Source organism: Sandaracinus amylolyticus, assembly GCF_000737325.1.
Classification (GTDB): Bacteria; Myxococcota_A; Polyangia; order Polyangiales; family Sandaracinaceae; genus Sandaracinus; species Sandaracinus amylolyticus.
In genome coordinates this window covers 9,054,028-9,063,322 of record NZ_CP011125.1, presented here as the reverse complement: position 1 = coordinate 9,063,322, position 9,295 = coordinate 9,054,028, and the positions used below count along the sequence as shown (strand labels likewise).

19 protein-coding genes are annotated in these 9,295 nt (G+C 66.4%); all 19 read left to right on the top strand.

Annotation, left to right across the window (positions count from 1 at the left end; genetic code table 11):
• Positions 1 to 6 precede the first annotated feature (6 nt).
• Positions 7 to 1,197, top strand: coding sequence for an elongation factor Tu (gene tuf, locus DB32_RS38220; RefSeq protein ID WP_053232793.1), 1,191 nt, complete (start codon positions 7 to 9; stop codon positions 1,195 to 1,197).
• Positions 1,198 to 1,250: 53 nt separating this feature from the next.
• Complete coding sequence (gene rpsJ, locus DB32_RS38215) at positions 1,251 to 1,562, top strand: 30S ribosomal protein S10 (protein WP_053237591.1); 312 nt, start codon at positions 1,251 to 1,253, stop codon at positions 1,560 to 1,562.
• Between the two features lie 14 nt (positions 1,563 to 1,576).
• Positions 1,577 to 2,206, top strand: coding sequence for a 50S ribosomal protein L4 (gene rplD, locus DB32_RS38210; RefSeq protein WP_053237590.1), 630 nt, complete (start codon positions 1,577 to 1,579; stop codon positions 2,204 to 2,206).
• A gap of 13 nt (positions 2,207 to 2,219) precedes the next feature.
• The gene (locus tag DB32_RS38205) at positions 2,220 to 2,510 is read left to right on the top strand and encodes a 50S ribosomal protein L23 (RefSeq protein WP_053237589.1); all 291 of its coding nucleotides are present in this window, start codon (positions 2,220 to 2,222) and stop codon (positions 2,508 to 2,510) included.
• A 3-nt stretch (positions 2,511 to 2,513) separates the two neighbouring features.
• Positions 2,514 to 3,341 carry a 50S ribosomal protein L2 gene (gene rplB / locus DB32_RS38200; protein WP_053237588.1) on the top strand — a complete coding sequence of 276 codons (828 nt, stop codon included), beginning with the start codon at positions 2,514 to 2,516 and terminating at the stop codon, positions 3,339 to 3,341.
• 26 nt (positions 3,342 to 3,367) lie between these two features.
• Positions 3,368 to 3,658 (top strand): 30S ribosomal protein S19, encoded by a 291-nt coding sequence (rpsS, locus tag DB32_RS38195; protein ID WP_053237587.1) that lies wholly within the window; start codon positions 3,368 to 3,370, stop codon positions 3,656 to 3,658.
• Between the two features lie 105 nt (positions 3,659 to 3,763).
• On the top strand, positions 3,764 to 4,108 hold the full coding sequence (rplV, locus tag DB32_RS38190; protein WP_053237586.1) for a 50S ribosomal protein L22: 345 nt from the start codon (positions 3,764 to 3,766) through the stop codon (positions 4,106 to 4,108).
• 8 nt (positions 4,109 to 4,116) lie between these two features.
• Entirely contained in the window at positions 4,117 to 4,773 is a 657-nt protein-coding gene (gene rpsC / locus DB32_RS38185; protein ID WP_053237585.1) for a 30S ribosomal protein S3, read from the top strand.
• A 31-nt stretch (positions 4,774 to 4,804) separates the two neighbouring features.
• The gene (gene rplP / locus DB32_RS38180; protein WP_053237584.1) at positions 4,805 to 5,221 is read left to right on the top strand and encodes a 50S ribosomal protein L16; all 417 of its coding nucleotides are present in this window, start codon (positions 4,805 to 4,807) and stop codon (positions 5,219 to 5,221) included.
• Positions 5,218 to 5,430, top strand: coding sequence for a 50S ribosomal protein L29 (gene rpmC / locus DB32_RS38175; protein ID WP_053237583.1), 213 nt, complete (start codon positions 5,218 to 5,220; stop codon positions 5,428 to 5,430). The genes rplP and rpmC overlap by 4 nt, the downstream gene beginning before the upstream one ends.
• Positions 5,431 to 5,435: 5 nt before the next feature.
• Positions 5,436 to 5,756: a 30S ribosomal protein S17 gene (gene rpsQ / locus DB32_RS38170; RefSeq protein ID WP_053239097.1), complete on the top strand. Its 321-nt coding sequence runs from the start codon at positions 5,436 to 5,438 to the stop codon at positions 5,754 to 5,756.
• Positions 5,757 to 5,759: 3 nt separating this feature from the next.
• Positions 5,760 to 6,128 (top strand): 50S ribosomal protein L14, encoded by a 369-nt coding sequence (rplN, locus tag DB32_RS38165; RefSeq protein ID WP_053237582.1) that lies wholly within the window; start codon positions 5,760 to 5,762, stop codon positions 6,126 to 6,128.
• Between the two features lie 5 nt (positions 6,129 to 6,133).
• Complete coding sequence (rplX, locus tag DB32_RS38160) at positions 6,134 to 6,442, top strand: 50S ribosomal protein L24 (RefSeq protein ID WP_075098124.1); 309 nt, start codon at positions 6,134 to 6,136, stop codon at positions 6,440 to 6,442.
• Positions 6,443 to 6,541: 99 nt separating this feature from the next.
• Positions 6,542 to 7,096 (top strand): 50S ribosomal protein L5, encoded by a 555-nt coding sequence (rplE, locus tag DB32_RS38155; RefSeq protein ID WP_053237580.1) that lies wholly within the window; start codon positions 6,542 to 6,544, stop codon positions 7,094 to 7,096.
• 18 nt (positions 7,097 to 7,114) lie between these two features.
• Positions 7,115 to 7,300: a type Z 30S ribosomal protein S14 gene (locus DB32_RS38150; protein WP_053237579.1), complete on the top strand. Its 186-nt coding sequence runs from the start codon at positions 7,115 to 7,117 to the stop codon at positions 7,298 to 7,300.
• 18 nt (positions 7,301 to 7,318) lie between these two features.
• The gene (gene rpsH / locus DB32_RS38145; protein WP_053237578.1) at positions 7,319 to 7,711 is read left to right on the top strand and encodes a 30S ribosomal protein S8; all 393 of its coding nucleotides are present in this window, start codon (positions 7,319 to 7,321) and stop codon (positions 7,709 to 7,711) included.
• Positions 7,711 to 8,319, top strand: coding sequence for a 50S ribosomal protein L6 (gene rplF, locus DB32_RS38140; protein WP_053237577.1), 609 nt, complete (start codon positions 7,711 to 7,713; stop codon positions 8,317 to 8,319). Before rpsH ends, rplF begins: the two co-directional genes overlap by 1 nt.
• A gap of 64 nt (positions 8,320 to 8,383) precedes the next feature.
• Positions 8,384 to 8,740, top strand: a complete 357-nt coding sequence (gene rplR / locus DB32_RS38135) for a 50S ribosomal protein L18 (protein WP_053237576.1) — start codon at positions 8,384 to 8,386, stop codon at positions 8,738 to 8,740.
• 35 nt (positions 8,741 to 8,775) lie between these two features.
• A complete protein-coding gene (rpsE, locus tag DB32_RS38130; RefSeq protein ID WP_053237575.1) occupies positions 8,776 to 9,282 on the top strand; it encodes a 30S ribosomal protein S5 in 507 nt (168 codons plus the stop codon).
• Positions 9,283 to 9,295 lie beyond the last annotated feature (13 nt).

Genomic DNA, 9,295 nt, shown 5'->3' with positions numbered 1-9,295 from the left:
CGAGTCATGGCCAAGGAAAAGTTCGTCCGGACCAAGCCGCACGTCAACGTCGGCACGATCGGTCACATCGATCACGGCAAGACCACGACGACCGCGGCGATCACGAAGGTCGCGGCGAAGAAGTTCGGCGGCAAGGAGATCTCGTACTCCGACATCGCCAAGGGCGGCACCGTCCGCGACGACTCGAAGATCGTCACGATCGCGGTCTCGCACGTCGAGTACGAGTCGGAGAAGCGCCACTACGCGCACGTCGACTGCCCCGGCCACGCCGACTACATCAAGAACATGATCACCGGCGCCGCCCAGATGGACGGCGCGATCCTGGTGGTCAGCGCGCTCGACGGCCCGATGCCGCAGACGAAGGAGCACGTGCTCCTCGCGGGTCAGGTCGGCGTGCCGAAGATCGTCGTCTGGCTCAACAAGGTCGACGCGGTCGAGGATCCGGACCTGCTCGAGCTCGTCGAGATGGAGGTCCGCGACCTCCTCAACAAGTACAAGTTCGACGGCGACAACGCGCCGGTCGTCCGCGGCTCGGCCCTCAAGGCCATGCAGGGCGATCCCGAGGGCGAGCAGACCGTCATCAACCTGCTCAACGCGCTCGACGCGTGGATCCCCGAGCCGGTTCGCGACACCGACAAGCCGTTCTTGATGGCGATCGAGGACGTGTTCTCGATCAAGGGCCGCGGCACGGTCGTGACGGGCCGCATCGAGCGCGGCGTGATCAAGGTCGGCGAGGAAGTCGAGATCCTCGGCTTCCGCGACACGCGCAAGACCACGGTCACCGGCGTCGAGATGTTCCGCAAGCTGCTCGACCAGGGCCAGGCTGGCGACAACGTCGGCTGCCTCCTGCGCGGCATCGAGAAGGACGACGTCGAGCGCGGCCAGGTGCTCGCGAAGCCCGGCTCGGTGAAGACGCACAAGAAGTTCAACGCCGAGGTCTACGTCCTCAAGAAGGAGGAGGGCGGCCGTCACAAGCCGTTCTTCACCAACTACCGCCCGCAGTTCTACATGCGGACGACGGACGTGACCGGCACGATCCACCTCGCCGAGGACGTGAAGATGGTCATGCCGGGCGACAACGTCTCGATGACCGTCGAGCTCATCACGTCGGTCGCGCTCGAGGAGCAGCAGCGCTTCGCGATCCGCGAGGGCGGCCGCACCGTCGGCGCCGGCGTCATCACGAAGATCATCGAGTGATCGAGTCGAGACTCTGACTCTGACTCGAACGCTGGACTCGGAAGGATAGAATCATGGCTGCTGCCACGAAGATCCGGATTCGCCTCAAGGCGTACGACCACCGCCTGCTCGACCAGAGCGCGTCGGAGATCGTCGACACCGCGAAGCGGACCGGCGCGCGCGTCGCGGGACCGATCCCGCTGCCCACCCGCATCTCGAAGTTCACGGTTCTCCGTGGCCCGCACGTCGACAAGAAGTCGCGTGAACAGTTCGAGATCCGCACTCACAAGCGCCTTCTCGACATCCTCGAGCCGAACCAGCAGACGCTCGAGGCCCTCATGAAGCTCGATCTCTCGGCGGGTGTCGAGGTCGAGATCAAGAGCTGAGCGCGGGGAACGTCATGGCAAAGATTCCGGTCTACAACCTGCGCCGCGAGAGCGTGGGCGAGCTCGAGCTGTCGGACGAAGTGTTCGGCCGCGACGTCAACGAAGCGCTTCTCTACGAAGTCGTGAAGGCGCAGCTCGCGAGCAAGCGCTCGGGCACGCACAAGACGAAGAACCGCGCCGAGGTCTCGGGCAGCACGAAGAAGATCTACCGCCAGAAGGGCACGGGCTCGGCGCGTCACGGCGACCGCAATGCCCCGAACTTCGTCGGGGGTGGTCAGGTCCACGGCCCCGTGCCGCGCGACTACTCGTACCGTCCGAACCGCAAGCAGCGCATCGGCGCGCTCGCGAGCGCGCTCTCGATGAAGCTCAAGGAAGGCCGCCTCACGGTGGTCGACACCTTCGACCTCGCCGAGATCAAGACGAAGGCGCTCGCGGGCGTCCTCTCGACCCTCAAGGTCGGCAAGAGCTCGCTGATCGTCGACGCGAAGGGCAACGACAAGCTCCAGCTGTCGGCCCGCAATCTCGACGCGCACCAGTATCTTCCGCCCGAGGGCGTCAACGTGTACGACCTGCTCCGTCACGAGCACGTCGTGCTGACCAAGAGCGCGGCGCAGGCCCTCGAGGCCCGCTGCAAGAGCGCGTGAGAGGCCGACTGCAATGCTTCCCGAGCACGTCATCAAGCGCCCGCTGATCCTGACCGAGAAGGGCAACGCTCTGCGTGAGACGCAGAACAAGTACCTCTTCGAGGTCGCGCGCGGCGCGAACAAGATCGAGATCAAGAACGCGGTCGAGACGCTCTTCAACGTCGCAGTCGTCGACGTGCAGACGATGATCGTCCGCGGTCGCATGCGCCGCATGGGACGCGGCCACGCGAAGACGCAGAACTGGAAGAAGGCGATCGTGCAGGTCCGCGAGGGCGAGACGATCGACCTCGGTGAAGGAACCTGACCCATGGCGATCCGCAAGTTCAAGCCGACGTCGGCGGGACGCCGCCACTTCGAGGTGCCGGACTTCTCGGTCCTCACCAAGGGCGCGGCGGTCGAGCGCAAGCTCACCGAGTCGCAGCACTCGAAGGCCGGCCGTAACAACAGCGGCCGCATCACCTCGCGGTTCCGCGGCGGTGGCCACAAGCGCCGCTATCGCGTCATCGACTTCAAGCGCAACAAGATCGGCGTGCCCGCGAAGGTGCACTCGATCCAGTACGACCCCAATCGCTCGGCGCGCGTCGCGCTCCTGCACTACCTCGACGGCGAGAAGGCGTACATCCTCGCGCCGGACGGCCTGAAGCAGGGCGACACGGTCGTCTCGAGCAAGAACGCCGACATCACGCCGGGCAACGCGCTTCGTCTGCGCTTCATCCCGGTGGGCACGATGGTCCACAACATCGAGCTCAAGATCGGCAAGGGCGGTCAGCTCGTCCGCTCGGCCGGCGCCGCGGCGCAGCTGATGGCGAAGGACGGCGAGTACGCGCAGGTTCGTCTGCCCAGCGGCGAGGTCCGCATGGTGCACCTGAACTGCCGCGCGACCGTCGGTCAGGTCTCGAACCTCCAGCACGCGCGCGTCTCGCACGGCAAGGCGGGTCGCACGCGCTGGCTCGGTCGCCGCCCGCACAACCGCGGTGTCGCGATGAACCCGGTCGATCACCCGATGGGTGGTGGTGAGGGTCGCACGTCCGGTGGTCGTCACCCCTGCTCGCCGTGGGGCCAGCTCGCGAAGGGCCTGAAGACCCGCACGAACAAGACGAGCGACAAGTTCATCGTCAAGCGCCGCGACAAGTGAGCGGTCGGTAGGAATCGGAGACTCGAATGGCACGCTCGCTCAAGAAGGGCCCCTTCGTCGACGCCCCGCTCGCCGCCAAGGTCGAGACGTCGGCTCGCAACAACGATCGCCGCGTCATCAAGACGTGGTCGCGTCGCTCGACGATCACCCCCGACTTCGTCGGTCTGAGCTTCAACGTCCACAACGGACGCAAGTTCATCACGGTGTTCGTCACCGAGAACATGGTCGGTCACAAGCTCGGCGAGTTCGCGCCCACGCGCACCTTCGGCGGGCACGCGGCGGATCGCAAGGCGAAGGCGCCGCCCGCCAAGAAGTGATCAAGAACGGCTCGACGGATCAGGGGCGCTGTGTTAGATCCGGCGCCCTTTTTCCCGAGCCCAGCATTTTTCCTAGCAGCAGCAGAGCGTAGGCAGAGAAAGACAATGGAAGCCATCGCGAAGGCTCGGAACCAGCGTATCGCCGTCCGCAAGGCGCGCGTGATCGCGAACCTGATCCGCGGACGCAACGCCGCCGAGGCGCTCGAGATGCTGCGCTTCACCAAGAAGGCGGCCGCGCCGATCGTGGCGAAGCTCCTCGACAGCGCGATCTCGAACGCGCGTCAGAAGGACCAGAACGTCGATCTCGACAACCTCGTCGTGAAGACGGTCTTCGCGGACAAGGCGCCCGACCGGTTCATGCGCCGCTGGCGTCCGCGCGCCCAGGGCCGCGCGACCCGCATCACCAAGGGCATGAGCCACATCACGCTCGTCGTGTCGGACGAAGGCTGAGGTTTCACGTGGGTCAGAAGACGCATCCGTACGGGTTCCGCCTCGGAGTGATCCGAACCTGGAACTCCAAGTGGTACGAGGACAAGAACTACTCGAAGTGGCTCCACGAGGACCTCGCCCTTCGTGAGCACGTTCGCACCAACTACGCGCACGCCGGCATCGCGGCGATCGAGATCGAGCGCGCGGCGAACAAGGTGAAGGTCGTCATCTCGACCTCGCGCCCCGGCATCATCATCGGCAAGCGCGGCGCAGGCGTCGAGCAGCTCCGTGGCGAGCTCCAGAAGCTCACCGGCAACGAGCTCTTCGTCGACATCACCGAGGTCCGCAAGGCCGAGACGAACGCGCAGCTCGTCGCCGAGAACATCGCGACGCAGCTCGAGCGCCGTGTCGCGTTCCGCCGCGCGATGAAGAAGGCGCTCCAGACCGCGATGAAGTTCGGCGTGAAGGGCATCCGCATCTACGCCGGCGGCCGCCTCGGCGGCGCCGAGATCGCGCGCTCGGAGCGCTACCGCGAGGGCCGCGTGCCGCTCCACACGCTGCGCGCCGACATCGAGTTCGGCGTCGCGACCGCGAAGACGACCTACGGCACGATCGGCGTGAAGGTCTGGATCTTCAAGGGCGAGGTGCTCCCGCAGCGCCGCCGCCGCCAGCCCGTCGCCGGCTGATCGCCGACCGAGCAGAAGAGCGAGCACTCCCATGCTGCAGCCCAAGCGCACCAAGTTCCGCAAGTCGCACACCGGCAATCTCCGTGGCGTCGCCCAGCGCGGCAGCTCGGTCTCGTTCGGTGATTTCGGCCTCCAGGCCCTCGAGAGCGGTCACATCACCTCGCGTCAGATCGAGGCCGCTCGTATGGCGATCCAGCGCCACGCGAAGCGCGCTGGCAAGCTCTACATCCGCATCTTCCCCGACCAGCCCTTCACGAAGAAGCCCCTCGAGACCCGAATGGGTACCGGCAAGGGCGCAGTCGAGGGTTGGCGCGCGCAGATCCTGCCCGGCCGCATCCTCTACGAGATGGAGGGCGTCGAGGAGTCGGTCGCGCGCGAGGCGTTCCGTCTGGCCGGGCACAAGCTCCCGGTCGCCACCCGCTTCGTGATGAGGAGTCAGCAGCTGTGACGAAGCCTTCCGAGCTCCGTGACAAGACCGACGACGAGCTCAAGGAGCTCGAGAAGTCGATGACGCGCGAACTGTGGCAGTCGCGCTTCTCGAACTACTCGAACCAGCTCGACGACACCGACAAGATCCGCCGTCTCCGTCGCGACATCGCTCGCGTGAAGACGCTGATGACCGAGCGCGCGACGAAGGCCGCCGGCGAGAACGGGTGAGCGAGATGAGCGACGCGACGCAGGCCAAGGGGCCGACGCCGAAGAACGACGAGGAGCGCGGAAACAAGCGCCACCTGGTCGGCCGTGTGATCAGCGACACCGCGAGCGCGGGCCGCGCGAAGAAGACCGTGACGGTCGAGGTGGTCCGCCGCCTTCGCGACCCGATCTACGGCAAGTACATCAAGCGCCGGAAGCGCTACCACGCGCACGACGAGACCGAGCAGTTCCGCACGAACGATCTCATCGAGATCCGTGAGAGCCGCCCGCTCTCGGCCACGAAGCGCTGGGTCGCCGTGCGCCTCGTCGATCGCCCCGAGGAGGTCTGAGCCATGATCCAGCAGCAGACCGAGCTCGACGTCGCCGACAACAGCGGCGCGAAGCGCGTGGAGTGCATCAAGGTCCTCGGCGGCTCGCGTCGTCGTTGGGCCGGCCTCGGCGACTTGATCGTCGTCGCGGTGAAGGAAGCGCTGCCGACGGCGAAGGTGAAGAAGGGTGACGTGGCGAAGGCCGTCGTCGTCCGTACCCGCCGCGAGTACCAGCGCGCCGACGGCAGCTACATCAAGTTCGACCACAACAGCGCGGTGCTGCTCAATGCGCAGCTCGAGCCGATCGGCACGCGCATCTTCGGGCCGGTGGCGCGCGAGCTCCGCGGCAAGAAGTTCATGAAGATCATCAGCCTCGCGCCCGAGGTGGTGTGATGGGTATCCGCGTCAAGAAGGACGACCAGGTCGTCGTCATCGCCGGCAAGGACAAGGGCACGAAGGGCCGCGTCCTGCGCGTGATCCGCGAGGAGGATCGCGTGATCGTCGAGGGCGTGAACCGCGTGAAGCGGCACACCAAGCCCACGCCGAAGAACCCGTCGGGCGGCATCATCGAGAAGGAAGCCGCGATCCACATCTCGAACGTCATGCTCGTCGACGCGAAGACGGACAAGCCCACGCGCGTCCGCTTCGCCGAGAAGGATGGCAAGAAGGTCCGCGTCGCCGTGAAGAGCGGCGCGGCGATCGACTGAGCTTCTCTGCTGCGCAGCAGCAGAGTCAGATATCGAGTGGAGACTCGACATCGAGCGCGCGGAAGAGAGCGCTCGAAGGTCGGGTGAGGTGAATCGGAAATGGCGGATCAGCAGCTCGCGCGTCTCGAGAAGCACTACCGGGAGAACGTCGTCCCGGCGCTCCAGAAGGAACTCCAGCTCGGGAACATCATGGAGGTTCCCCGGCTGCAGAAGATCGTGGTCAACATGGGTCTGGGCGAGGCCGTCCAGAACCAGAAGATCATCGAGTCGGCGGTCGAGGAGCTCGGCACGATCACCGGCCAGAAGCCGGTCGTGACCCGCGCGAAGAAGTCGATCGCGAGCTTCAAGCTGCGCGAGAACGCGCCGATCGGTGCGATGGTCACCCTGCGCAAGCAGCGCATGTGGGAGTTCCTCGACCGGCTCGTGAACCTCGGTCTTCCGCGCGTGCGCGACTTCAAGGGCGTGAGCCCGAAGGCGTTCGACGGCCGCGGGAACTACACGCTGGGCGTGCGCGAGCAGATCATCTTCCCCGAGATCGACTACGACAAGATCGAGAAGATCAAGGGCATGAACGTCACCTTCGTGACCACCGCCCGCACCGACGAACAGGGACGCGCGCTCCTCCGCGAGCTCGGGATGCCCTTCCGCAAGTAAGTCCTGAGGAGATCGAGAATGGCCAGCGCCCGCGCGTTCGCGAAGATGGAGAAGACGCCCAAGTTCCAGGTGCGTTACCGCAACCGGTGCAAGGTGTGCGGTCGCCCCCGGGCGGTCTATCGGAAGTTCGAGCTCTGCCGCGTTTGCCTGCGGAAGTACGCCCTCGCGGGCGACATCCCGGGCGTGACGAAGAGCTCGTGGTGATCAGGGAGTAGCGTCGTCATGATGACCGATCCGATCGCCGACATGCTCGCTCGCATCCGCAACGCGTCGCTCGCGCGGCACGAGCGGACGGACGTGCCGCTGTCGAAGCTGAAGGTGCACGTCGCGGAGATCCTCCGTGACGAAGGGTTCGTGCTGGGCTTCTCGGTGGACGAGGGCGCGCGCACGATCTCGATCCAGCTCAAGTACCACGGCCGTGATCGCCACAGTGCGATCGCGGGCATCCGCCGGGCGTCGCGCCCGGGCCGCCGTGTGTACGTCGGACACGACGAGATCCCGAAGGTCCAGAACGGGACCGGGGTCGCGATCCTGTCGACGTCGCAGGGCGTGATGACCGACCGCTCGGCGCGCGAGAAGCGCGTCGGCGGCGAGATCCTCTGCGAGGTGTGGTGATGGCGACGGCGGAGCAGCAGACCGTTCGCGTCTCGCGCGTCGGCAAGCGCCCGGTGGAGCTTCCCGCGGGCGTCCAGATCGACGTCAAGGGCGGCAAGCTGGTCGCGAAGGGCCCGAAGGGCTCGATGGAGCGCGAGCTCCCGGCGGTGGTCGACGTGAAGAAGGAGGGCAACACCCTCGTCCTCGCGCCGCGCTCGTCGGGTGACACGACCGCGTTCGCCCAGTACCAGGGCCTCACGCGCGCGCTGATCAAGAACATCGTCGAGGGCGTGAGCAAGGGCTACACGCGCTCGCTCGACCTGATCGGCACCGGGTACAAGGCGGAAGTGAAGGGCCAGGATCTGACCCTGAACCTCGGCCTTTCGCACCCGGTGTTCTTCCGCCTTCCCGATGGGATCAAGGCGAAGGTCGAAGTGCTCGACGTCGGCGGCACCAAGAAGCCGCGCCTGCACCTCGAGTCGCACGACAAGGAGCTGCTCGGCCAGACGGCTGCGCGCATCCGCTCGTTCCGCCCGCCGGAGCCCTACAAGGGCAAGGGCGTGCGGTACGTCGACGAGAAGGTCCGCGAGAAGGCCGGTAAGGCTGGCGGCAAGGGCGGCAAGAAGTGATCTGAACGCGTGACGGAGGGGGCGTACGAAGCCGCCCCCCGCGGAGTCACGAAAGGAATCGAAGATGGCATTGGACGAGCAGCGCGCGAAGCGCAAGAAGCGCATTCGCAAGAACGTCAGTGGCGACACCGAGCGCCCGCGTCTGACCGTGTTCCGCAGCGCGAAGCACATCTACGTGCAGGTGATCGACGACTCGCAGGGCAAGACGCTCGCGGCGGTCTCGACGCTCAGCAAGGATGTGCGCGGCGAGCTCGGCGAGAAGAACAAGAGCGACGTCGCGAAGGTCGTCGGCCAGGCGATCGCGAAGGTCTGCAAGGACAAGGGCATCGCGAAGGTCGTGTTCGACCGCAACGGCTACATCTACCACGGTCGCGTGAAGGCTCTCGCCGACGCGGCGCGCGAGGCGGGGCTCGACTTCTGAGCCGCGTCCGGACTGACTGAGAGAACGGAAGTCACATGAGCGCCATCATCGATCCCGAGAGCCTCGAGGACCTCAAGGAGCGGGTGATCCACATCAACCGCGTCGCGAAGGTCGTGAAGGGCGGCCGCCGCTTCAGCTTCAGCGCGCTGGTCGTCGTCGGCGACGGCAAGGGCCACGTCGGCGTGGGCCTCGGCAAGGCGAACGAGGTGCCGGACGCGATCCGCAAGGGCACCGACCGCGCGAAGAAGAACCTGATCCGCATCCCGCTGGTCGGTGGCTCGATCCCGCACCGCGTGTTCGGTCACGCTGGCGCGGGCCGCGTGCTGCTGAACCCGGCGAGCCCCGGTACCGGCGTGATCGCCGGCGGCGCGATGCGCCCGGTGCTCGAGGCGGCGGGCGTGCACGACGTGCTCTGCAAGATCGTCGGCACCTCGAACCCGCACAACGTCGTCCACGCGACGATGGACGCGCTCCGTTCGCTCGAGTCGATCGACGACGTCGCGCGCCGTCGCGGCAAGGCCGCGGACGAGATCCGCGTCTGAGCTCAGAGGGAGA

Bases quoted from the DNA above. Each gene is read 5' to 3' on its own strand.
- rplN (WP_053237582.1), top strand. From the start codon at position 5,760: ATGATCCAGCAGCAGACCGAGCTCGACGTCGCCGACAACAGCGGCGCG.
- rplR (WP_053237576.1), top strand. From the start codon at position 8,384: ATGGCATTGGACGAGCAGCGCGCGAAGCGCAAGAAGCGCATTCGCAAG.
- DB32_RS38205 (WP_053237589.1), top strand. From the start codon at position 2,220: ATGCTTCCCGAGCACGTCATCAAGCGCCCGCTGATCCTGACCGAGAAG.
- rplE (WP_053237580.1), top strand. From the start codon at position 6,542: ATGGCGGATCAGCAGCTCGCGCGTCTCGAGAAGCACTACCGGGAGAAC.
- rplV (WP_053237586.1), top strand. From the start codon at position 3,764: ATGGAAGCCATCGCGAAGGCTCGGAACCAGCGTATCGCCGTCCGCAAG.
- rpsQ (WP_053239097.1), top strand. From the start codon at position 5,436: ATGAGCGACGCGACGCAGGCCAAGGGGCCGACGCCGAAGAACGACGAG.
- rpsH (WP_053237578.1), top strand. From the start codon at position 7,319: ATGATGACCGATCCGATCGCCGACATGCTCGCTCGCATCCGCAACGCG.
- rpsS (WP_053237587.1), top strand. From the start codon at position 3,368: ATGGCACGCTCGCTCAAGAAGGGCCCCTTCGTCGACGCCCCGCTCGCC.
- rplF (WP_053237577.1), top strand. From the start codon at position 7,711: ATGGCGACGGCGGAGCAGCAGACCGTTCGCGTCTCGCGCGTCGGCAAG.
- rpsJ (WP_053237591.1), top strand. From the start codon at position 1,251: ATGGCTGCTGCCACGAAGATCCGGATTCGCCTCAAGGCGTACGACCAC.
- rpsE (WP_053237575.1), top strand. From the start codon at position 8,776: ATGAGCGCCATCATCGATCCCGAGAGCCTCGAGGACCTCAAGGAGCGG.
- tuf (WP_053232793.1), top strand. From the start codon at position 7: ATGGCCAAGGAAAAGTTCGTCCGGACCAAGCCGCACGTCAACGTCGGC.
- rplB (WP_053237588.1), top strand. From the start codon at position 2,514: ATGGCGATCCGCAAGTTCAAGCCGACGTCGGCGGGACGCCGCCACTTC.
- rplD (WP_053237590.1), top strand. From the start codon at position 1,577: ATGGCAAAGATTCCGGTCTACAACCTGCGCCGCGAGAGCGTGGGCGAG.
- DB32_RS38150 (WP_053237579.1), top strand. From the start codon at position 7,115: ATGGCCAGCGCCCGCGCGTTCGCGAAGATGGAGAAGACGCCCAAGTTC.
- rplP (WP_053237584.1), top strand. From the start codon at position 4,805: ATGCTGCAGCCCAAGCGCACCAAGTTCCGCAAGTCGCACACCGGCAAT.